Origin of the sequence: Herbaspirillum sp. NPDC101397, assembly GCF_044767325.1 — a bacterium.
Taxonomy (GTDB): domain Bacteria; phylum Pseudomonadota; class Gammaproteobacteria; order Burkholderiales; family Burkholderiaceae_D; genus Herbaspirillum.
On the sequence record NZ_JBIWNS010000004.1, the window covers coordinates 453,427 to 474,447 of the forward strand.

The 21,021-nt window shown below is 63.8% G+C and carries 16 protein-coding genes; 3 read left to right on the forward strand and 13 right to left on the reverse strand.

The features are described from left to right. Positions 1-2: 2 nt before the first annotated feature. The 12 genes from ACIROW_RS12545 to ACIROW_RS12600 all read right to left on the reverse strand — a co-directional run bounded on the left by ACIROW_RS12545 (position 3) and on the right by ACIROW_RS12600 (position 14,604). Complete coding sequence (locus ACIROW_RS12545; RefSeq protein ID WP_402275864.1) at positions 3-1,166, reverse strand: acyl-CoA dehydrogenase family protein; 1,164 nt, start codon at positions 1,164-1,166, stop codon at positions 3-5. Between the two features lie 41 nt (positions 1,167-1,207). After that, positions 1,208-2,287, reverse strand: a complete 1,080-nt coding sequence (locus ACIROW_RS12550; RefSeq protein WP_402275867.1) for an ABC transporter ATP-binding protein — start codon at positions 2,285-2,287, stop codon at positions 1,208-1,210. Continuing rightward, entirely contained in the window at positions 2,284-3,303 is a 1,020-nt protein-coding gene (locus ACIROW_RS12555) for an ABC transporter ATP-binding protein (protein WP_402275870.1), read from the reverse strand. The genes ACIROW_RS12550 and ACIROW_RS12555 overlap by 4 nt, the downstream gene beginning before the upstream one ends. Then, positions 3,303-4,202 carry an ABC transporter permease gene (locus ACIROW_RS12560; protein WP_402275873.1) on the reverse strand — a complete coding sequence of 300 codons (900 nt, stop codon included), beginning with the start codon at positions 4,200-4,202 and terminating at the stop codon, positions 3,303-3,305. The genes ACIROW_RS12555 and ACIROW_RS12560 overlap by 1 nt, the downstream gene beginning before the upstream one ends. Then, entirely contained in the window at positions 4,195-5,112 is a 918-nt protein-coding gene (locus tag ACIROW_RS12565; RefSeq protein WP_402275875.1) for an ABC transporter permease, read from the reverse strand. Before ACIROW_RS12565 ends, ACIROW_RS12560 begins: the two co-directional genes overlap by 8 nt. A 1-nt stretch (position 5,113) precedes the next feature. Beyond that, positions 5,114-6,664: an ABC transporter substrate-binding protein gene (locus tag ACIROW_RS12570; RefSeq protein WP_402275877.1), complete on the reverse strand. Its 1,551-nt coding sequence runs from the start codon at positions 6,662-6,664 to the stop codon at positions 5,114-5,116. Positions 6,665-6,768: 104 nt separating this feature from the next. After that, positions 6,769-7,716, reverse strand: a complete 948-nt coding sequence (locus ACIROW_RS12575; protein ID WP_402275880.1) for a TauD/TfdA dioxygenase family protein — start codon at positions 7,714-7,716, stop codon at positions 6,769-6,771. Between the two features lie 396 nt (positions 7,717-8,112). Beyond that, positions 8,113-9,459: an MFS transporter gene (locus ACIROW_RS12580; RefSeq protein WP_402275883.1), complete on the reverse strand. Its 1,347-nt coding sequence runs from the start codon at positions 9,457-9,459 to the stop codon at positions 8,113-8,115. Between the two features lie 73 nt (positions 9,460-9,532). Further along, positions 9,533-10,492, reverse strand: coding sequence for a hydroxymethylglutaryl-CoA lyase (locus ACIROW_RS12585; protein WP_402275886.1), 960 nt, complete (start codon positions 10,490-10,492; stop codon positions 9,533-9,535). After that, a complete protein-coding gene (locus ACIROW_RS12590) occupies positions 10,489-11,682 on the reverse strand; it encodes a CaiB/BaiF CoA transferase family protein (RefSeq protein ID WP_402275887.1) in 1,194 nt (397 codons plus the stop codon). The genes ACIROW_RS12585 and ACIROW_RS12590 overlap by 4 nt, the downstream gene beginning before the upstream one ends. A 96-nt stretch (positions 11,683-11,778) precedes the next feature. Next, positions 11,779-12,747: a LysR family transcriptional regulator gene (locus tag ACIROW_RS12595; protein WP_402275889.1), complete on the reverse strand. Its 969-nt coding sequence runs from the start codon at positions 12,745-12,747 to the stop codon at positions 11,779-11,781. A 90-nt stretch (positions 12,748-12,837) separates the two neighbouring features. Further along, on the reverse strand, positions 12,838-14,604 hold the full coding sequence (locus tag ACIROW_RS12600) for a diguanylate cyclase domain-containing protein (protein WP_402275892.1): 1,767 nt from the start codon (positions 14,602-14,604) through the stop codon (positions 12,838-12,840). Between the two features lie 383 nt (positions 14,605-14,987). Here ACIROW_RS12600 and ACIROW_RS12605 point away from each other — a divergent pair, with 383 nt between their 5' ends. The 3 genes from ACIROW_RS12605 (at position 14,988) to ACIROW_RS12615 (ending at position 18,009) form a co-directional block, all read left to right on the forward strand. Next, positions 14,988-15,479 (forward strand): VOC family protein, encoded by a 492-nt coding sequence (locus tag ACIROW_RS12605; protein ID WP_402275894.1) that lies wholly within the window; start codon positions 14,988-14,990, stop codon positions 15,477-15,479. Between the two features lie 29 nt (positions 15,480-15,508). After that, positions 15,509-16,213, forward strand: coding sequence for an ArsR/SmtB family transcription factor (locus tag ACIROW_RS12610; RefSeq protein ID WP_402275897.1), 705 nt, complete (start codon positions 15,509-15,511; stop codon positions 16,211-16,213). A 236-nt stretch (positions 16,214-16,449) separates the two neighbouring features. Continuing rightward, a complete protein-coding gene (locus ACIROW_RS12615) occupies positions 16,450-18,009 on the forward strand; it encodes an FAD-dependent monooxygenase (RefSeq protein WP_402275899.1) in 1,560 nt (519 codons plus the stop codon). 19 nt (positions 18,010-18,028) lie between these two features. Here the strand turns inward: ACIROW_RS12615 and ACIROW_RS12620 are convergent, their stop codons facing one another. After that, positions 18,029-20,761: an autotransporter domain-containing protein gene (locus ACIROW_RS12620; protein ID WP_402275901.1), complete on the reverse strand. Its 2,733-nt coding sequence runs from the start codon at positions 20,759-20,761 to the stop codon at positions 18,029-18,031. Positions 20,762-21,021: the final 260 nt, after the last annotated feature.

Sequence of the window (21,021 nt, forward strand, 5' to 3'; positions counted from 1 at the left end):
GACTAGCGTTGCAAGGTCGAGTCGAACTGCTCGCCCAGCTCGGCCTGGCCGAGGATCTGCGCGGTGCGGTCGTGACCGGCGTGCAGTACGTGGGTTTCCAGGTCGCGGATATAGCGGCCCAGCGGATGTTCGTCGAACTGCGCGGTCGCGCCGGAGGCGTGCACCACGGTCTGCGTCAGCTTGAAGGCAGCATGCGCTGCGGCCGACTTGGCGCTCATGGAAATCAGTTCGGACGCCACCACGTCGGACTTCTGCCAGCTCTCGATGGCGACGTTGAACAAGGCGGCGGCGCTGTCGAGCGTGATGCGCATCTCACCGGTACGCAGCTGCGTGATCGCGTTGGTGGCGCGACCGCGTCCCTTGATGTAGTCGAGATACCAGCCATACAGACCTTCCGACGCGCCCAGGTAATTTGCCGCGAAGCCGAGGTGATACCGACCTTGCCAACGACCTTTGGGATAGGAACCCGGCTCGCCCAGCACGTGGCTGTCCGGTACGAACACGTCCTGCAGCGTGATCACCGAGCTGCGCGCGGCGCGCATGCCATGCGGCTGGTACCAGTCGTCGCTGAGCGTGATGCCGGGCATGTCCGGCTCGAGGATCACCATCATGTGGTTCTTGAAATAATCGTCGACGCCATCGATCGCCACGAAGGCGATGATGTAGTCGGCCAGCGGGCCGTTGGTGGCGAAGTTCTTGACGCCGTTGAGCTGCCAGCCGCCGTCGACGCGTTTGGCCTTGGTCTGCATCACGTACATGTTGGTGCGGCCCGGCTCGCTGCCGACCGAGGCCAGCAGGCTGAACTTGGAAGTCAGCGGTTGCAGGAAGCGCTCGCGCTGCTGCGGCGTGCCGAGTTCTTCCAGCAGCCACAGCGTGTGGTTGTGCACCTGATAACAGTGCGCGGTCGAACTGTCGCCGCGCGCGATGGTGCGCACCGCCTGCAGGAAGACGCCGGGATCGCGGCCCAGCAGGCTGCCGTCGCGACCGCCGTTGTTGCTGGTCGCTGCGGCGTGCAGCAGGCCGAGCGCATGGATGCGCGTGAGGTTCTCGACCGGCAGCTTGCCGTCGCGTTCGTGGGCGATGCTCCAGGCGCGGAAATCGGTGCGCGCGAGCTGGTCGAGCGTGCGGAATTCGTCGCGCTCGAGGATGGTGTGGGGGCTTGCCATGTTGTCTCCTGATATGAATATGGGATGAGCGGCCGCTGCGCTTATGCGGCGATGGCGCTCACGATGTCGGTGCTCTCATCTGTCTGTGCAATTGCCTCGGCGTAGTGGCAGGCGGCCCAGTGCCCCGGTCCGAGCTGACGCAGCAAAGGCTTGCTCTCGGCGCAGCGGCTGTCGGCGCGCGGGCAGCGTGGATGGAATGGGCAGCCCGATGGCGAATTCAGCGGCGACGGGATTTCTCCCGTCACGACGTCGTCATCGAGTCCGCTGTCGGGATCCGATACGGCGATCAAGGCTTGCGTATAGGGATGGACCGGACGATTGACGACCTGCTCCTTGCTGCCGATCTCCATGAACTGGCCGAGGTAGAGCACGCCGATCTGCGTGCTCATGTAGGCGACCACGGCGAGGTCGTGCGAGATCAGCAGATAGGTCAGATTGAGTTCGGCCTGCACGTCCTTGAGCAGGTTCAGCACCTGCGCCTGGATCGAGACGTCGAGCGCCGACACAGGTTCGTCCAGCACCAGGATGCGCGGCTCCAGCGCTAGTGCGCGGGCGATCGCCACGCGCTGGCGCTGGCCGCCGCTGAGTTCGTTGGGCAGGCGCTCGGCATAGTCGGCGCGCAGGCCGACCAGTTCCAGCAGCTCGGCCACGCGTCGGGCGTAGGCATCGCTGTTGGCAAGCGCGGGGACAGCTCCGTCCGCGCCAGGATTGCCGGCGTGGCGGCTCCATTGTTTCCAGCGCTGGATGCGCAGCGGTTCGGCGATGATGTTGCCGATCTTCATGCGCGGATTGAGCGCGCCGTAAGGGTCTTGCAACACCGGCTGCAGGGCGCGGTAACGCCAGGCATCCTCGCTCGCCGATGCCTGCGGGCCGAAACGATGGCCGTCGATGACGACCTGCCCCGAGGTCGGGCGCTCGGCGCCCATGATCAGTTTGGCGATGGTCGATTTGCCCGAGCCCGATTCGCCGACCAGGCCGAAGGTACCGCCCTGCTCGATCGTGAACGACACCCCCGCCACCGCCGCCAGCGTGGCCGGACGGGCGAGGAAATGACGGCGCACCTGATAATCCTTCTTCAGGTCGCTGACCTCGATATAAGCGCTTTCAGATGTTTTATTCATGCTGCGGTCTCGAGCGGATACCAGCACGCCACCTGATGCTGCCCATCGCCATCAGTGGCCGCCAGCGGCGGATACGATTCCCTGCACAACGCAGCCGCGCGGGTGCAGCGCGAAGCGAAACGGCAACCGCTGCAGTGCTGGCCGGCGGCCGGCGGCTGGCCCGGAATTTCCTGCAGGCGCGCCATGTCGGTGCTGATCTTCGGTGTGGCGTCGAGCAGGCCGCGTGTATAGGGATGCGCCGGCCTGGCGAAGATGCGCGCCACCGGACCTTGCTCGACGATGCGGCCGGCATACATGATCGCCACCTCGTCACAGAACTTGGATACCGTGTGCAGGTCATGCGTGACGAGGATGATGGCGGTGCCGCGCTCGCGCTGGATTTCCTTGAGCAGGCGCAGGATCTGCTGGCGGATGGTGACGTCGAGCGCAGTGGTCGGCTCGTCGGCGATCAGCAGGTCGGGCTGGCAGGCGACGTTGATGGCGATCGAAATGCGCTGGCGCATGCCGCCGCTGAACTGGTGCGGATAAGCCGCCGCGCGTTGCGCCGGGGCGGGAATGTGCACGCGCTTCATGACGTCGATGGCGCGCTGCCAGCGGCTGCGCTTGCTGCGCTCGCCGTGATGGTATTTGAAGACTTCGCCGATCTGGTCGCCGATGCGGTAGAGCGGATTGAGCGAGGTCATCGGATCCTGCAGGATCATGCCGATCTGGCCGCCGCGGATCTTGCGCATCTCGTCGGCGGACTTGGTCGCCAGGTCTTCGCCCTTGAACAGCACCGAGCCGCCGGTGACTCGGCCGAATGCCGGCAACAGGTTGAGGATGGACAGACAGGTCATGCTCTTGCCCGAACCGGACTCGCCCACCAGCCCCAATGTCGCGCCTGCGCGCAGGCCGAAGCTGATGCCGTCGACCACCTTGACGCGACCGCCCGGTGTGGCGATGTCGGAGGTCAGGCCGCTGACCCTCAACACTTCCTTGCGCAAGACTTCGTGATTAGGGATATCCGCCGCGCCCATCAGTCGACCTCGCCGATCAGGCGCGTGCCTTCGCGCAAATGGTCACCCGCAAGGTTGGCGGCCAGCACAGTCAGCATCATCACGATGCCGGGCATGACCGAAGTCCACCACGCGTGTTCGAGCTGGCCGCGACCGTCGGAAATCATGGTGCCCCACGACGGATCGGGTGGCTGCACGCCGAGGCCGAGGAAACTCAGCGCCGCTTCCAGGATGATGATCAGGCCGATATCCAGCGTCAACAGCACCAGGAAGGTATTGCGTACGTTCGGCAGGATATGGCGCAAGGCCACGCGCAACGGCGAAGCCCCGGCCAGGCGCGCCAGCAAGACATAGTCGCGGTGCTTGATGCTGAGCGCTTCGGCGCGGATCACGCGGGCGAAGCGCGCCCAGTTGGCGATAGTGACAACGATGATGACGTTGGCGGTGTTGGGACCGATCACGCCGATCACCACCATCGCCAGGATCACCGGCGGCAAGGAATATTGAATGTCGGCCAGGCGCATCGTGACGCTGTCGATCCAGCCGCCGAAATACGCCGACAGAATGCCAATCAGCGTGCCGCCGCAACCCGCCAGGAAGACAGCGCAGAACGCGATGAACAGCGACAGCCGGGCGCCGAACATGGTGCGGCTGAGCACGTCGCGGCCGAGCTGGTCGGTGCCGAACCAATGCGCCAGCGACGGCGCCTGCAAGGCGCTGCCGAGGTCGATGCCGTTGGGATCGTAGGCGGTCAGCCATGGCGCCAGCGCGGCCGAAACGATGACCACCGCCAGCACCGCGACCGACAGATGGAACTGCCAGTGCCGCGTCCAGCGCAACCAGGCGGGACGGGACGAGCGTACTGCCGGCACGGACGACTGCGGCAACGATGGAGCGTGCTGGATGATGGCGTCAGACATGGCTAATCCTCGGATCGATCAGGGCGTACAACAGGTCCACCGTGAAATTGATCACGATGAACAGCAGGGTGGAAACGATCACGGCGGCTTGCACCACGGTGAAGTCGAGCTGATTGATGGATTCCACCATCAGGCTGCCGAAGCCGGGCCAGGAGAACACCGCTTCGATCGACACCGCGCCGCCGATCAGGATGCCGAACTGCGACGCCGCAAAAGTGATCACCGGCAGCGCCGCATTCTTGAGCGCGTGCTTGAGCACCACCACGTGTTCCGGCACGCCCTTGATGCGCGCCATCTTGACGTACTCCGACTGCAGCACCGCGGTGAGGTTGGCCTGCGTCAGCCGGCACAAACCGGCGGCCGAATACCAGCCCAATGCGATCACCGGCAGCACCAGATGCTGCCAGCTGCCGTAGCCGCCGGTGGGCAGCCAACCGAAGCCGACCGAGAACAGGCGGATGAACAACAGCGCAAAGAAGAACGGCGGCGCGGCCTGGCCGAGCGCCGCAAATATTTTTGAGAACTGATCGGCGAAACCATCCTTCTTCACCGCCGCCGCAATGCCCAGCGGCACGCCCGTAAAAATTGCAAACGCCAGCGCGCTCAAGGTCAGCAGCAGGCTCGGACCGAGCCGGTCTTCGACGATGCTCAGCGCCGGCACGCCGAAGTGGAAGGAATTGCCGAAGTCGCCGCGCACGATGGTGGAGAGAAAGCGCGCATATTGCACCGGCACCGGATCGTTGAGGCCGAGCTGTTCGCGGAACAGCGCGCGGTCGGCTTCCGTTGCTTCCGGCGGCATCATCAGGTGAGCCGGGTCGCCGACCATTCTCACCATGACGAAGATCAGCACCGACATCAGCAGCAAGGTGACGAGGGCGGAGCCGATGCGGCGCAGCAGGAAAGCCGGCATGTTATTTCCAGCCTGCCGTGCGGAAGTTCAGGAAGCCGGAGCCCTTTTGCACATCCCACTGTACGCTCTTCTTCTTGGCGTAGATGTAGAAATACTCGGACAGGAAGAAGCCGGCGGCGTCGTCATGCAGGATCTGACCGACCTGCTCGAAGATCTCGCCGCGCTGCTGTGCGCCGGAGACGCTGTTGACCTTTTGCAGCAAGGCCTCGACTTCCGGATTGTTATAGTTGGACCAGGAGCCGTCCTTGGAGAACGCGCCGCCGACCGGATGGATCGGGTCATACAAGGCGTTGGTGAATTGCGACAGGGCCAGCGGACCGGAGGCATGGGTATTGTTCAGGCGCTGGAAGGCGGCGTAGGTCAGGCGATTGAGTTTGACCTTGACGCCGATCTGGCCCCAGTAGGCGGCGACGGCTTCCGACAATTCTTTCGGCAGGTCGCCCTGGATGTTCAGCGTGGTCTCGAAGCCGCTCGGATAGCCTGCCTTGGCCAGCAATTCCCTGGCCTTCTTCGGATCGTAGGGATAGGCCTTGATCGATTTTTTCGCGCCGTACGGATAGTAGTTGGAGATGAAGGTGCCGAGCGGTTCGCCGACGCCGTGCAGCACGCTCTTGATGATGGCGTTGGTGTCGATCGCATAGCTCAGCGCCTGGCGCACTTCACGCTTGGAGAACGGCGAGGCCGGATCGTCGGTGTAGACACGGATGTACAGCGGCGAGGCTACCGGCGACGAAATCACGTCGAGGCCGGCTTCCTTCTTCAGGCGGTCGTAGTCGGGGAATGGCAACACCACGGCGACGTCGATCTCGCCGCGCAGGATGGCGTTGACGCGGCTGACCGGTTCGGTGATGGCCTTGAAGATCAGGGTCTTGATCTTCGGTTTTTCACCCCAGAAATCGTCGAAGCGCTCCAGCACCAGTTCGCTGCCGCCCGGTGCATAACGCTTGACCTTGTAGGGGCCGAGCGAGACCGGCGCCTGGGCGAAGGCATCCGGATTGGCCAGGCTGGCGAGGTAGTCGCCGGGCAAGATGTACAGGTAGCCGGCGACCTTGTTCTGGAAGGCGCCGTCCGGCACTTTCAGCTTGAAGGTGACAGTGTAAGGGTCCGGCGTCTCGATGCTGTCGACGATCGGTGCGAAGTAAGGGCGACGCGTGCTCTTGCTCTTGGGATCGAGGATGTGCTCGACCGAGGCCTTGACGTCCTTGGAAGTGAATTGCGTGCCGTTATGGAACTTCACGCCCTTGCGCAGCTTGTAGGTGAACACCTTGGAGTCGGGTGAAATCGTCACGCTGGTCGCCAGGCGCGGCACGATCTTGCCCTCCAGGTCGAAGCCGTACAGCGTGTCGTAGATCTGCCAGCCGTAGCGCAGCGAATCGCCGCTGATGGTGACCAGGCCGTCAAGGTTCTGGAACTCCTTTTCCACGCCGACCACCAGCGTGTCGCGATCGACCGCCGGCTTGTCGGTGGTGGCATGAACGACGCCGGACGCCAGCACCGATGCGGCGAGTACGCCGCCGGCCAGCAACGCCCTGATGACTTTGGAAAACACCATGCAAAAACTCCCTCGTGACGCGGTCGCGCCCTGTTTGTTGTAGACAAATAAATGAAAAGTGAACGACAGCCCGCACTGACGCAGGCGTCGCCGATGATCCGGAATTACTCGACGCTGTGCGCCGCCACCGGCTCGCCTTCGATGCTGACCGAGGGCTTGCCGTCAGGGCCGACCGGCACGTCGCCGACCAGCGTGATGCGGTACAGCTGGCGCTCGAACTCGGTCTCGTAGATGTCGACCGGCGCCAGGTGGGCGGTGGAACGGTTGTCCCAGAACGCCAGCGAACCTTCTTCCCATTTGAAGCGCACCGTGTATTCCGGACGCACCACGTGTTCGAACAGCAGCGCCAGCAACTGCTCACTCTCGCGCGGATGCAGGCCGACGATGTTCTTGAGGAAGGACGGGCTGACGTACAAGGCCTTCTCGCCGGTCTCGGGATGCACGCGCACCAGCGGATGGTGACTGACCAGCGGCGTGGCCGCGACCTTGCTGACGAATTCCTGCTTGGCCTTGTTGCCTTCCGGCGGCGTGAACTTGTGCTCGCCCTGCAAGGTGTCGACGAAGGCGCGCAAGGCCGGCGACAGGCCGTGGTAAGCGGCCACCAGGTTGGTCCACTGGGTGTCGCCGCCATAGGGCGGAATCACCACGCCGCGCAGGATGGAGGCGGCCGGCGGATTGATCGCGGCGGTGACATCGGTATGCCAGCCGGTCCACGGCCGCACCAGGCGTGCGCCGTCGAAGCGGCTCTTGAAACGATCGCGGCCGACCGAATAGACCTCCGGATAGCCGGGCTCGTAGCCGAACACCGGATGCCCCAGCGTGAGGTCGCCGAACTGCTTGCCGAAGGCGACGTGCTGGGCGTGGCTCAGGTGCTGGTCGCGGAAGAAGATCACTTTCCATTGCAGCAGCGCCGCGCGGATCTCGGCGATTTCTTCAGACGCCAGTGGACGAGCCAGGTCGACGCCGGAAATCTCTGCGCCGATGTGCACGGCCGATGGCTTGACGCTGATGCGTTGATAAGTCGGGATGGCGTTACGGGTGATCGTGTTCATCATTTCTCCATGCGTAGTTGCGCGCAGCAACGAAATATCGGAAGTCGTGGTCCATACTTTCAACGCAACGGATAACGCTCGCGATCTTCAGGTATGGAGAAGTGCATCCCTACAGTCCGGGTAGGATGCGATGGGGTGAAGGCGATTATAGGAAGCGAAAATCGTCCGAGTCCAAGAACGATTTCGTATAACTTTAGAAGGGATTGTTGCGTTTCCTCCGGTCAAGCAGAGGCGGCGCCAAAGCGAATATGGGTATGCGGTTTACGGCCTTCGTTTTGTTGTGGAATACGACGTTGCAGCAAGTTTTCTGCACATGAAAAAAGCGCGCCGGCGGAGAGCCGGAGCGCTTTCTTTACTGCGCGTTTTATCGCAGTTTTTACTGCGATGGCAGAGAGCTCATTCCTTCTCGCGCAAGCTGGCCGGCATCGCAAAGGTCAGCAGCAAGGCGCACAGCAGGGTCATGCCGCCGATCGCATACAACGCCGGCGTGGTGCTGCCGGTCAGGTCCTTGATGCGGCCGACCATGACCGGGCTGACGATGCCGCCGAGCTGGCCCAGCGTATTAATTAATGCTATGCCTGCTGCTGCGCCGGCGCCGGTGACCAGTTTGGGCGGCAGCGCCCAGAAGGCCGGGATGGCGGCCACCACGCCGGCGCCCATGACGCCCAGCGCGACGATCAGCAACACGGTCTGTTTTTCAAACACCCCGGCGGCGAAGAAGCCGATGGTCGCCAGCACCAGCAAGCCGATCACGAAGCGACGGCGTTCACCGCGTGCATCCGACAAGCGGCCGACGATGATCATCGCCGCTGCGCCGCAGATATAAGGCACTGCAGTGAGCAGGCCGATGATGGTCGGATTCTGCGTGCCGGCGGTGCGGATCAGATGCGGCGCCCAGAAGTTGAGGCCGTAGGAACCGACCTGGATCAGGAAGTACACCAGGCCCAGCATCAGGAAACCCGGCGTCCTGATGGCGCTGAGCAGCGAGTGGCCGCGCTCGTGCGCACTCGGACGCGTGACGTTGGCGGCGAGGATCTGCTGCTCGCGCTTGGTCAGCCAGCCGGCGTCTTCGATCTTGTCCTTGAGCTGCCACAACACCACCAGGCCAAGACCGATACATGGCAAGCCGCCCAGCATGAACAGCCAGTGCCAGCCGCGGATGCCGAAGGCGCCTTCCATGTGACCGAGGATCATGCCCGACACCGGCGCGCCGATCAGGCCGGCGAACGCCGACGCCAGGAACAGCATCGAAGTGATGCGGCCGCGATACGAGGCCGGGAACCACAGCGTCAGGTAGTACAGCACGCCGGGTGCGAAGCCCGCTTCCATCGCGCCGATCACAAAGCGCAGCGCGTAGAACTGCCATTCGCTGGAGACGAACACCATCGCCGCCGTCGCCAGTCCCCATGAAATCATGATGCGGGCGATCCAACGGCGCGCACCGACCTTGTAGAGGAACATGTTGCTCGGCACTTCGAACAAGACGTAGCCGACCACGAACAGACTGGCGCCGAGACCGTAGGCGGTGTCGCTCAGGCCGAGGTCGCCCTGCAGCTGGAATTTGGCGAAGCTGATGTTGATGCGATCGAAGAACGCGAACAAATAGCAGATCATGATCAGCGGCATGATGCGCCAGGCGGCCTTGCGCACGATGGCGACCAGGCTGTCGTCATGATTGAGCTCGTGCGGCGTGACTAGTTCTTGCGGGGCCGATGCCGACCCTGCTGCGGTGTTGGTATGCATGTTGTCTCCTGTGGGCGCGGCATGGAGAATGCCGCGCCGGTGGTTGATGGCGATGTGCTCTTGTGGTTGTTCTTCAGGCGGCCGCTTGCAGCGCGGCCGGTATCGGATGCAGGTCGCAGTTGCGTCCCGCCTTGGCGAGCTGGCCCGGCACTTCATGGCCCAGCAGCGCCGGCAATTTGCGCGACAGGGCCAGCAGTTGCGGCAGGTCGATGCCGGTCGCGATGCCGGTTTCGTCGCACAGGTTGACCAGGTCCTCGGTGCAGATGTTGCCCGAGGCGCCCGGCGCGAACGGACAGCCGCCGAGTCCGCCGAGCGCTGCATCGAAACGGCGCGCGCCGACTTCGTAGGCGGCCACGACGTTGACCAGTCCGAGCCCGCGCGTATTGTGGAAATGCAGCGTCAGCGCCGCCGCCGGCAACACCGCCAGCACGCGCCGCACGATGCGCGCGACCTGGCGCGGGTTGGCCATGCCGGTGGTGTCGGCCAGCGTGATGCCGTCGACGCCGAGCCGCAGATAGGCGTCGACGATGGCCAGCACGCGGTCTTCGTCGATGCTGCCTTCGAACGGACAGCCGAAGGCGGTGGCGATGGTCGCGTTCAGTGTGACATCCATGCCCGGCCGGCGCGCCAGCGCGACGATGTCGCCGAAGCCGGCCAGCGATGCTTCGCAACTCATGCGCATGTTGGCGCGGTTGTGGGTCTGGCTGGCCGACATGACCATGTTGAGTTCATCGGCGCCGGCCAGCAGCGCGCGCTCGGCGCCCTTGAGATTGGGAATCAGCGCGACATAGGTGACGCCGTCCTGGCGGGCGATGCGGCGGAACACTTCATCGCCGTCGCGCAGCGCCGGGATCGCCTTCGGCGATACGAAGGAGCCCGCTTCGATGCGCGTGAAGCCGGCTTGCGACAGTCCGTCGATGAGCGCAATCTTGTCTTCGGTGGACACCCAGCTCGGCTCGATCTGCAAGCCGTCGCGCGGCGCCACTTCCTGCACGATCAGGCGGTTGGCGTCGTTGTTTTTGACGGCGCTCATTGCACCACTCCTTCCTGTTGCAGGCGACGGATTTCCGCTGCATCCAGTCCGAGGCCGGACAGCACCTCGACGGTGTGTTCACCGAGCGCAGGACCTTGCCAATGAATCTCGCCGGGCGTGTCGGACAATTTGGGCACGATGCCCGGCATCTTGACCTTGACGCCGCCGGGCAGCTGCGCCGACAGGATCATGTCGCGCGCCTGGTAATGCGGATCGGCGACGATGTCGGCGATGGAATAGATGCGGCCCGACGGCACGCCGGCCTGTTCCAACACCGCCAGCACGTGTTCCATGCTGTGCAGGGAGGTCCAGCCGGCAATGGCGGCATCGAGTAGCGCGACTTGCCGCACGCGGCCGTCGTTGTGTTCGAAGGCCGGATCGTCGGCCAGGTCGGTGCGGCCAATGGCGTGCATCAGGCGCTTGAAGATCGGGTTGCTGTTGCCGGCGATGACGACGTAGCCGGCGTCGCGGGTCGGATACGTGTTCGACGGCGCAATACCGGGCAAGGCGCCGCCGCTGCGTTCGCGCACGTGGCCGAGCAGGTCGTATTCGGGCACCAGGCTTTCCATCAGGTTGAACACGCTCTCGACCAGCGAGACGTCGACCACCTGGCCGAGGCCTTGTCCAGTCTTCACGCGCAGCAGCGACATCAGTGCGCCGATCACCGCATGCAGCGAGGCCAGCGAATCGCCCAGGCTGATGCCGGCGCGCGCCGGTACGCCGTCGGGTTCGCCGGTGGTGTAGCGGATGCCGCCCATGGCTTCGCCGATGGCGCCGAAACCGGGACGGTCTTTGTACGGGCCGGTCTGGCCGTAGCCGGAGATGCGCACCAGGGTCAGCTTGGGATTGATTTCCTGCAGCACGTCCCAGCCGAGGCCGAGGCTTTCCAGCGCGCCGGGCTTCATGTTTTCAATCAGCACGTCGGCATCGGCCGCGAGCTGTTTGATCAGCGCGATGCCTTGCGTCGACTTCAGGTTGACCGACAGCGATTTCTTGTTGCGCGATTGCAGGTACCACCACAGCGAGGTGCCCTCGTGCAGCTTGCGCCATTTGCGGATGGGATCCCCGTTGACGGGGGCTTCGATCTTGATCACGTCGGCGCCGAACTCGGCCATCACGCGCGCGGCGAACGGTGCGGCGATCAGGGTGCCGATCTCGATGACGCGTATTCCTTTGAGTGGTCCACTCATTACAGTCTCCTTCTTCCTTTTTTACAGGATAGGAATGACTGTCTCCGACGTCCAACCGCAAATCGGCAAGCAGCGTTCGCCAAACGCGAACGCTCGCTATTTTTTCTTTTTCTTTTCTTGTCCAGGCTTGCTCGCTGCACCGGCTCCGGCCCGGTCTTCCGCCGTGACCAGGTAATCGTACAGCGCACGCGACACCGGCGACAAACCCTTGAGGTCGCGCACCACGATCTTCAGCTCACGGCTGGCCCAGTCGTCGCTCAGCGGAATCGCGGTCAGGCCGAGCGAGCGTCCGATCGCTTCGTACACGCCGGAAGGAATCACACCCAGTCCCATGCCGGCCTGCGCCATCCGGCACACGGCGTCGAAGCCGGGCACATGGATGCGCATCTTGAGCGACTTGCCGCTACTGCGTGCGGCGAGGTGAGTGCGCGCGTTGATGGAACTGTCGGCATGCAGGCCGACGTGGTCGAAGTCGAGCGTGTCGGCGAAGGCGACCGTCTTGCCGCCGGCCAGCGCATGGTTGTCGCGCATCACCAGCACCAGCCGGTCGCGGCGATACAGGCCGGTTTGCAGGTCGTGGGTCTCGGTGTCGCCGGAACAGATGCCAAGATCGGCCCAGCCGTCCTGCACGCCCTTGACTACGCTGCCGCTGGGACGTTCTTCGAGGTCGAGCTTGACCTGCTCATGCAAGCGTGAAAACGCCATCAGGTCTTCCGGCAGGAACTCGACGATGGCCGACAGATTCGCGACCATGCGCACGTAGCCGCGCACACCCTGTGCATGTTCGGATAATTCGAGGCCGATGGTCTCGACGCTGAGCAGCACGCGGCGCGCATGCGTGAACAGCGTCTCGCCGGCCGGCGTCAGTTCCATGCCGCGCGCGTGGCGCACGAACAGGGCGACGCCGATGGCTTGTTCCAGTTCGACCAGGCGCTTGCTGGCGGCGGAGACCGCGATCGCCTCACGTGCGGCGGCCCGCGTGAGGGTGCCCTCTTCCTGCACCGAGACGAACAGGCGCAAGGTGGTGAGATCGAGGCGGCGTAGCAGGTTGCTGGTGAGCGTCATGGAGTTGCCGAGGGTCGCGGTGGATCGATATTTTCAGCGTGCAGTGTGCCACTACTCCGGCGCCTCTGCTCGAGTTGCATCATCCCTGCATCAGCGACGCGGCTCTTCGCCGTCCTTGCGGCCGGCCGCCTTGTCTTCATACATGCCCTGGTCGGCCAGCTTGATCAGTGTCTCGGCATCTTTCGCATCCTGCGGATAGAAGGACACGCCGACGGAAGCGCCCACGGTCATGCCGTCGGCGCCCTCGACATCCTGCAGGCACAGCAGCGGCGGCGCCAGCACGCCTTCGATTTTCTTGCGTACTTTGTCGGCGAAGGCAGCGTCGGCGACGCCCCAGAACACCAGCACGAATTCGTCGCCGCCGAAACGCGCCACCACGTCGTCGTCGCGCATGATGGAGCGCAGGCGCTGGCCGACTTCGATCAGCGTGAGGTCGCCATACTCATGGCCGAGCTTGTCGTTGATTGCCTTGAAGCGGTTCAGGTCGATGAACATCACCGTGAACTTGTCGAACAGCTCGGCGGCGCGACGGCCGCGCTTGTGGACAGCCGCGTCGAGGTAGCGCAGCACTGCCGCACGGCTGGTGACGCCGGTCAGCTTGTCGGTGCTGAGCTCGTTCTGCATTTCCATGAAGTTCTGCGCCAGCTGGCCGATCTCGTCGCGCCGCTCGATCTTCAGCGCGACGTTCATCTGGCCCTTGCCGATGCGCGCCGCCGCACGCGACAGCCGGCGCACGTCGCGCACCACCCACTGGACGATACTGAGGCCGAGCGCCAGTGCGATGGCCACCGCCAGCACCGCGATCACCACGGTCCAGCGCGCGTTCTGGTCGAGCGTGTCGAGGAAGTCGCTGCGCGGCACCGCCACCACGGTCACCCAGGACAGGCCGGCGCCGTCGCGCACCCACGAATAGGCGGCGTAGGTCAGTTCGCCGTCCTGGCCGCTGAAGGTGAAGGTAGTGTCGGCGCCGCCCATGTTTTCGATCTCGGCGAGGTGCTTCTGCAGCGTGCCGTAGGCGTTGCGGATGATCAGGCTGCGGCTGTTCTCGGCGCGCAGGCGGCCGACCTTGCCTTGCTGTTCGGTATAGACGTTCTCGCCGTTGGAGGAGGCGATCAGATGGCCGTTGGATTCCATGATGAAGACTTCACCGTGGCGGCTGACATGCAAACCCCTGACGAAGTCATTGAGCGCCTTGAGCGAAACGTCGGTGGCTACCACGCCTTCAAACTGGCCGCTCTTCGACAGCACGCGGCGCGCGCGCGTGGCGACCAGGTCCTTGTCCCAGTAGTTGATGTAGATGTCGCTCCAGACGTCACGGTCGCTGTGCTGGGCGGCGACGTACCACGGCCGCGCGCGCGGATCGAAGTCGGTGGCGTCGTTCTTCGGCATGCTGAGCTGGCCGTCCACGCTGGTGAAACGGTAGGCGCTGCGATAGCCGACGGTGGCCCGTTTGACGCGCAGTTCTGCGTCGTCGAGCGCGTAGCGGAACAGGCCGACGAAGTCACCGCTGCGGTTGCCGTAGAACACATAGTTATTGAGTTCCGGATGCAGGGAGGTCGAAATCCAGAAGCGCGAACGCAGGTTGTCGAGGTCGGTGTTGAGGTCGGTTGCCGCCGGCAAGCCGCGTGGAAAGGCCGATTCCAGCACCGAGGCGGCGCCGTCGATGTGGCGCTCGACGGTCAGCGCCACGCGATCGGCGGTCTGGTCGAGCAATTGCTCAGCCACCGACACCACCGCATGCCTCCCGGCAAGATAAGACAGGACGCCGACCAGCAGCGACACCAGCAGGATCAGTCCGATGAACGGCAACACCAACACCTTCGCCAGCGACGATGATGAGCGGAGTAGGTGGATCATGTGCCGTTCCTTGCTTTTTTGCCTGCTTGTTTTAATGTTTTCCGTCGCCGCGCAAGATGCGATGCGATGCGATCCGCTGCGGACGGTGTTCCCCTTGTTGCTTATCGGCTGCCGGGAGAGAAAATTGAAGCGACTGAGCGTGCTTTTTTTCAGCGCGCGGCATCAAGGACGTCTCGGGACATCATTCATGACTTGGCGCTATTGCGCAAGGTCCGTGCGCAGGATGTCGAGGAAGCAAGACCGAAGTGAGATGAAAGTGACACGGAAGCGCGACACATTGGCTGGGCGCAAGGCTGCGGCGACAGTTCGTTCCGGACCGAAGCATTCACGGTGCAGACGGCTCTACACTTATCGCATCGCTTCTTTCCTGACTGGAGTACTCCGTGGCCATTCTCGCACCGACCGAAATCGGCATGTCCTGCATCAACATCGACGAACTGATCACGTTCTATGTGTCTGCGTTTTCGTTCTCGCTGGTCAACAAGATCGTGGCGCCCCCCGTGCCTGCCGGCGGCTCCCTCTTTTGTGACGCCGGCTATGCCGTTGCCAGGCTGCAGGCGCCGTTCGGCGAGCGGCTGAAATTGCTTGCGCCGAGCAATCCGACGGTCCATGCGCCCCGATCCAGGGCCGCCACGAATATATTGCGGGAGCCCTGCGCGGCATTCCTGACATTCATCGTCGATGACATCGATGAAGCGTCGCAGCTCGCGCTGGAATGCGGCGCCGCATCCCTCGCTGCGCCTGTCAGGATCAGGCCCGATTTGCGCATTGCACTGCTCCAGGACCCGGAAGGAAATTACATCGAACTGGCGCAGTACGACGACATTTCACTGTACCGGCCGGATCTCGCGTCCGGCCCGGGACGTGTATCGTAGTATCCGACGTCATCTTCCGGGAATCCGACATGAATCCACTTGCCCAACCCCGCTTTGCCCGTGTCGCCGCCGCCATCGGCGACCCGACGCGGGCGCTCATGCTGTCGCGCTTGCTGGACGGCCGCTTCTACACGGCGAAAGAACTGGCCGACCACGCCGGCGTGACGGCGCCCACGGCGTCGCAACATCTGAAGCTGCTGGTGGACGAGCGGCTGGCAAGCGTCCGCGCGCAAGGCCGGCATCGTTATTTCATGCTGGCCGACGGCAACGTGGCGCATGCGCTCGAAGCCCTGCTGCGCGTGGCCGATGGCAGTTTGCCGGAAAACACGCGCTGGCAAGCGCCGGCGATGCGCGGGCTGCGCCATGCGCGCAGTTGCTACGGCCATCTCGCCGGCGAGCTGGGTGTGCAGTTGTGCCGGAGCTTCGTCGAACGGGGCTGGGTCGCAAGCGCTGAAGGCGACGGGCATGACTATCCGTTGACGCAGGCGGGCGTCGTTGGTCTGAAGGAACTCGGCCTGCCGGCGGAGCTGGTGGATGGTTTGCAAAGCAAACACGCGCTGTACGGCTGCGTCGACTGGTCGGAGCGACGCGACCACTTTGCCGGCCCGCTGGCGGTGGCCTTGCTGGATGCGTTCATTGACCGCGGCTGGCTTCGGCGCGATGAAGCCAGCCGTGCCCTGACCGTCACCGCCAGCGGCAAGGCCGTGTTGATTCCTTCCCTGGCGGCTCGTTAAGTATTGCAAGAAAAAAATCGCGCTCTTGCGCGTCCGCCATCCGGCGGCTATATTACGCAGGTCGAAAAAGGCAGACTTGGTGTGGTCCAGCCCAGGTCCTTCTCTAAAAGAAGCTCTGTCCATGCCCGTGCATGAGTCCCACGACGAACATCGGCGCCATCCGGCGCTTTCTGTTCGTCTGTGCGGTTCTCAAGACAACGAACCGCTCCGGTCGAACGATCATCAGGGAGTCATTCATGCACGCGTCATCCGTTCCACCTGCTCCATCCGTTTCATCAGTTCCCCCCCTTCTCCCCATCCATGATGTCATCGTCGCCGGCGCCGGTCCGGTCGGCCTGTTCCTCGCCTGCGAATTGCGCCTTGCCGGCGTATCGGTGCTGGTGCTGGAGCAGGCCGGCAATCCGCAATCGCCGCTGAAGCAATTGCCCTTCGGTATGCGCGGCCTGTCCATTCCGACCGTCGAAGCTCTTCATCGGCGCGGCCTGCTGGAGGCCGTCAACGCGCCCTCGCCTGCGGCCAATGCGACAGCCTCGACGCCGCATTGGCTGCAACAGCAGCGTCGCGCCGGCGGCCACTTCGCCGGCATGCAGTTTTATCTCGATCAGGTCGATCACGCGAAGTGGCCCTATCACTTATCTGGTCCGGCCGATGCCGGCATCGCCACCGACATGCAACACATCGAAGCGGTTCTCGGCGCACGCGCTGACGCGGTGGGCGCGGAGATCATGCGCGGCGCCGGCGTGGATGGCGTCGAACAGTCGGATGAGCACGTGGACATTCACGCCGGCGCTCAGACTTTCCGTGCGCGCTGGCTGGTCGGATGCGACGGCGGACGCAGTACGGTGCGCAAGATCGGCGGCTTTGGATTTGCGGGCACCGAACCGGAGTTCACCGGCTACTCGGTCGAAGCCGAGATGGCCGATCCGCAATTGCTGCCGCCGGGTCGCCACTACACGCCCGCCGGCATGTTCACCTTCCAGCCGCCCGGTACCATCGCCATGGTCGACTTCGACGGCGGCGCTTTTCATCGCACGCAACCGGTCACGCGGGAACATGTGGAGTCGGTGTTGCGCCGCATCTCCGGCGTTGACGTCACGGTGACGGCATTGAGGCTCGCCGCGACCTGGACCGACCGCGCCTTCCAGGCTGCGACTTATCGCAAAGGCCGCGTGCTGCTGGCCGGTGACGCCGCACATGTCCACTCACCGCTGGGCGGTCAGGGACTGAACCTCGGACTCGGCGATGCGATGAACCTCGGCTGGAAACTCGCGGCGACCATTCGCGGCGATGCGCCGGATGGCTTGCTCGACAGTTATGAGACAGAGCGTCATCCGGTGGGTGCGCAAATACTCGATTGGTCGCGCGCTCAGGTCGGCCTCATGCGTCCGGGTGAAAGTCCGCGCGCGCTCGCCGCCGTGATCCGCGATCTGATCGCCACACGCGACGGCGCGACCTATTTCGCCGAACGGGTCTGGGGCTTGTCGTTGCGTTATGAACTCGGTGACAAGCATCCGCTGGTTGGTCGTAGCGCTCCGGATTTCATACTGGCCGACGGCAGCCGGCTCGGCGAGCATCTTCGCAACGGCAAAGGTTTGTTGCTGGATTTTGGCGCCGATGCGCCGCTGCAAACAATGATGCAGCGCTGGCATGGACGCATCACGTATTTCGCAAGCGATGCCAGCAACAAACTCGGCCTGAGCGCGTTGCTGGTGCGGCCGGACGGCATCGTCGCCTGGGCCGGCGACGGCGCTGCTGATCCTGAGGAAGTTGCTCAGGCCGCTGCGCGATGGTTTTGAAAGCGCCTGTGAACGCTCATCAACGCAAGGGCATATTGATCCCGAACAGGATCGACGAATAGCGCCCTTGCCCGACGTTCAGATTGCTGCTGTAGTCGACGATGAAGGACGTACCGCCGGCCAGCAGCAGGCGCATGCCGATACCGGCGGTCCAGTTGCCGGTGAAGCTGTCGTCGGAGCGGATCACGTAGGCCGGCCCTGACGACGCCAGGTCGGCATACGAAATCCCCGCTTCGCCCGCGCCGGAAAACTGCCGGCGGTATTCGATGCGGCCGCGCGGCGTCCACATGCCGACACGACTCAGGTATTGGCCTTCGGTGCGCAGGCCGAGCGTGCCGCTGCTGGTGCGCACGCTTTGCTTGAAGTAGGTCAGCGCGCTATTGCCGGCGGCAGTTTCGGTGTATTGCCCCAGCGTGGTCGAGGCCAGGTCGAGCTTGCCGTAAGGTGACCACATCCAGCTATTGCCGCGGAATTCATAGCCGCTCGATAGCGCGACGAACAGTTGATTGCCACCGCGCTGACCGGTGGCGAAGCTGCCGTCATCCGTCACATAACGGGTCGAGTCAAAGTTGAGCGCGCCGTAGCCGAGCATGCCGTCAACGAAGATGTTCGGCGTTGGCCGGAAGCTGCCGTACACCGTAGCCACCACGCTTTGTCCGACGCTCTTGCTGCCGTTCTCTCCAATGTCGCTGCGGTCGCGGCTATAGCCGGTACCCACGCCGATGGTCAGCTGATCGCTCAGGCGATAGTCGGCGCCCATGCTGATGCCGTTGGTGGTGAAGCGGAAACCTTCCTGCTGGCCATTGGCGTTGCGCTGGCCGAAGTCGACCGTGCCGGCGATCCACAGCGACAACTCCTGCTTGGCATTGCTGGAGGTCTTGTTCGGAAGTTCAGGCAAGGCGTCGAGATCCTTGCCGGCGCCGGCGAGCGGCGTCGTGCCGACCGGACTCGCCTGACTCAGCAGCGGCCAGCCCACTTTACGCATGCCCGCCTGCAACGGTGCTCCGACCACGCGATCGACTTCGCCCTCGTTCCATTGCGCCAGCAGCGGCTTGGCCGGTGCGACCGGCTGTGCAAACCCGAGACCGAAACTGGAGCGCGCCCAACCGTCGCCGTGCAGGCTTTCCAGACGACGACTGAAGTTGCCCAGCTGCGCCGTGGCGAAACGGCTGGCGGTCTGTCCATGCGCTGCGACCAGTCCTTTGACCTGCACATCGTTGGCGGCATTGGAGCGTGCGGCGACGGTGATGTTCACGATGATCGCTGCGGATGTGCCGAAGGCATTTGTCAGCGTATAGCTGAACTGCACGCTGCCGCTGAATCCTGCCGCTGCCGTATAGATGATGTCGGTGCCGCTCACTACCGCGCTGCCTGATCCCGGTGCTGCGGCAATCGCGACAGCCGTGACCGGGCCGTTGGCGGCAGCCGCGCCGACATGTAGCGTGACGGCTTGCCCGGCTTGCATGGTAGCGGTTTGCGCCGCCGAAGTCGGCGCGCCCGGCGATGTCACGGTCACGCTCACCGTAGCCGGCGCAGACGTGCCGCCCGGTCCGATGATGGTATAGGTGAAGCTGTCGGCGCCGACATAGTTGGCGGCAGGCGTATAAAGCACGTTCAGGCCATTGACGACAGCTGTGCCGTGCGCAGGTGCGCCTGCCGAAACCGAGGTGATGGACCCGCTATCGTTGACCGTCACCGGAATCGTCACCGCCTGATTCGCCTGCGTGTTGGCGCTGTCAGCCACCGCAACCGGAACGCCGGCGCTGACGGTCAGCGTGAAAGTCTGCATCTTGGGGATCGGTGTCGGCGTGCTGCTGTCGGTTGCCGATGCCGTCACGGAAAAGCTTCCCACCTGCGTCGGCGTGCCCGATATCGTCGCACTCGAAGGTGTTGTGGAGAAGGTCAATCCCGTCGGCAAGCCGGTTACGGTGATGGTGCTGTAGGGTGCAGCGCCACCGCTCCAGGTCAGCGTCTGGGTATAGCTCGCACCTTGCGTGGCAAACCATGCCGTAGATGGCGCAATCACGATCGTCGGCGCGCCGACAGTGACGGTGACGGTCGCCACGCCCGAGGTGCCGACTGCATTGGTCGCCGTATAGCTGAAGGCATCCGTGCCGCTATAGCCGGCGGTCGGGGTATAGGTAAATGTGTTGACGCCGCTGGGTGTTGCCGTGCCGTGCGCCGCCCCCGTGGTGATGTTCAGGGAAGTTGGGGTGCCACCGTTAATCGACGCTGGGATGCTGTTGTTGCTGCTGCCGTAGCCCACCGTTGCTCCGCTATTGGCGGTCACCGGTGCGCCCGCACCGACGGTGCCGATGAACGCTTGCGCGCCGGTGAAACTGTTGCTGTCGGTGGCGGTAAGCGTGAACGAATATGCGCCGGCGGTGGAAAGTATCCCGGTGATGGTGCCGGTAGCTGCGGCAAGGTTCAGTCCTGCCGGCAACGCACCGCCGGTAACGGCGTATGTATACGGGGCAGTGCCGCCACTGGCGGTTGCCTGCAAAGTGGCGGCGAGGCCGCGCTGCAGATTGGCGGCTCCGATCGACACGGTAATCGTCGGCCCGACCGCATAGGCCGGATTAAACCAGCTCGCCGGCATCAGCAGCAGGAGAGCCGTCGTCAACGCGATGACACTTGGCCATGCAGCTTTTGCCACGATGCGTACACGCCGCCAAAGTGAGTTCGATGCCGAGGTCAATAGCGACGACGAAAGAAAGCGACGTGCGACGCGGTCGTTGCCGAGTCGAAACATGCATCCCCCCGGATGATCATTTTGGTTGCGGTTCATATTTTTATCTTGTGGGCAACAACGCAAATTACGCGCTGCATAGCCTCCACAGGCTATAGAGAAACCCCCATCCGGTATGTAGCCCAAACGCGCTACAACGCCGGTGTTTTTTGCCGGATAAGACGACGAAAAAACGATCAAAAGTCACGCCGTGGAGGGGCGTTTGAAACCGACCAGATTTGCATTGCCCCTTTTTTTGCGGGCAATACTACAAGGGCGCCCGC

What these genes read in the sequence shown, in the direction of transcription:
- ACIROW_RS12550 (WP_402275867.1), bottom strand. Translation starts at nt 2,287, where the DNA reads ATGAATAAAACATCTGAAAGCGCTTATATCGAGGTCAGCGACCTGAAG.
- ACIROW_RS12580 (WP_402275883.1), bottom strand. Translation starts at nt 9,459, where the DNA reads ATGCATACCAACACCGCAGCAGGGTCGGCATCGGCCCCGCAAGAACTA.
- ACIROW_RS12570 (WP_402275877.1), bottom strand. Translation starts at nt 6,664, where the DNA reads ATGGTGTTTTCCAAAGTCATCAGGGCGTTGCTGGCCGGCGGCGTACTC.
- ACIROW_RS12565 (WP_402275875.1), bottom strand. Translation starts at nt 5,112, where the DNA reads ATGCCGGCTTTCCTGCTGCGCCGCATCGGCTCCGCCCTCGTCACCTTG.
- ACIROW_RS12600 (WP_402275892.1), bottom strand. Translation starts at nt 14,604, where the DNA reads ATGATCCACCTACTCCGCTCATCATCGTCGCTGGCGAAGGTGTTGGTG.
- ACIROW_RS12595 (WP_402275889.1), bottom strand. Translation starts at nt 12,747, where the DNA reads ATGACGCTCACCAGCAACCTGCTACGCCGCCTCGATCTCACCACCTTG.
- ACIROW_RS12585 (WP_402275886.1), bottom strand. Translation starts at nt 10,492, where the DNA reads ATGAGCGCCGTCAAAAACAACGACGCCAACCGCCTGATCGTGCAGGAA.
- ACIROW_RS12590 (WP_402275887.1), bottom strand. Translation starts at nt 11,682, where the DNA reads ATGAGTGGACCACTCAAAGGAATACGCGTCATCGAGATCGGCACCCTG.
- ACIROW_RS12610 (WP_402275897.1), top strand. Translation starts at nt 15,509, where the DNA reads ATGAATCCACTTGCCCAACCCCGCTTTGCCCGTGTCGCCGCCGCCATC.
- ACIROW_RS12575 (WP_402275880.1), bottom strand. Translation starts at nt 7,716, where the DNA reads ATGAACACGATCACCCGTAACGCCATCCCGACTTATCAACGCATCAGC.
- ACIROW_RS12620 (WP_402275901.1), bottom strand. Translation starts at nt 20,761, where the DNA reads ATGTTTCGACTCGGCAACGACCGCGTCGCACGTCGCTTTCTTTCGTCG.
- ACIROW_RS12545 (WP_402275864.1), bottom strand. Translation starts at nt 1,166, where the DNA reads ATGGCAAGCCCCCACACCATCCTCGAGCGCGACGAATTCCGCACGCTC.
- ACIROW_RS12555 (WP_402275870.1), bottom strand. Translation starts at nt 3,303, where the DNA reads ATGGGCGCGGCGGATATCCCTAATCACGAAGTCTTGCGCAAGGAAGTG.
- ACIROW_RS12615 (WP_402275899.1), top strand. Translation starts at nt 16,450, where the DNA reads ATGCACGCGTCATCCGTTCCACCTGCTCCATCCGTTTCATCAGTTCCC.
- ACIROW_RS12560 (WP_402275873.1), bottom strand. Translation starts at nt 4,202, where the DNA reads ATGTCTGACGCCATCATCCAGCACGCTCCATCGTTGCCGCAGTCGTCC.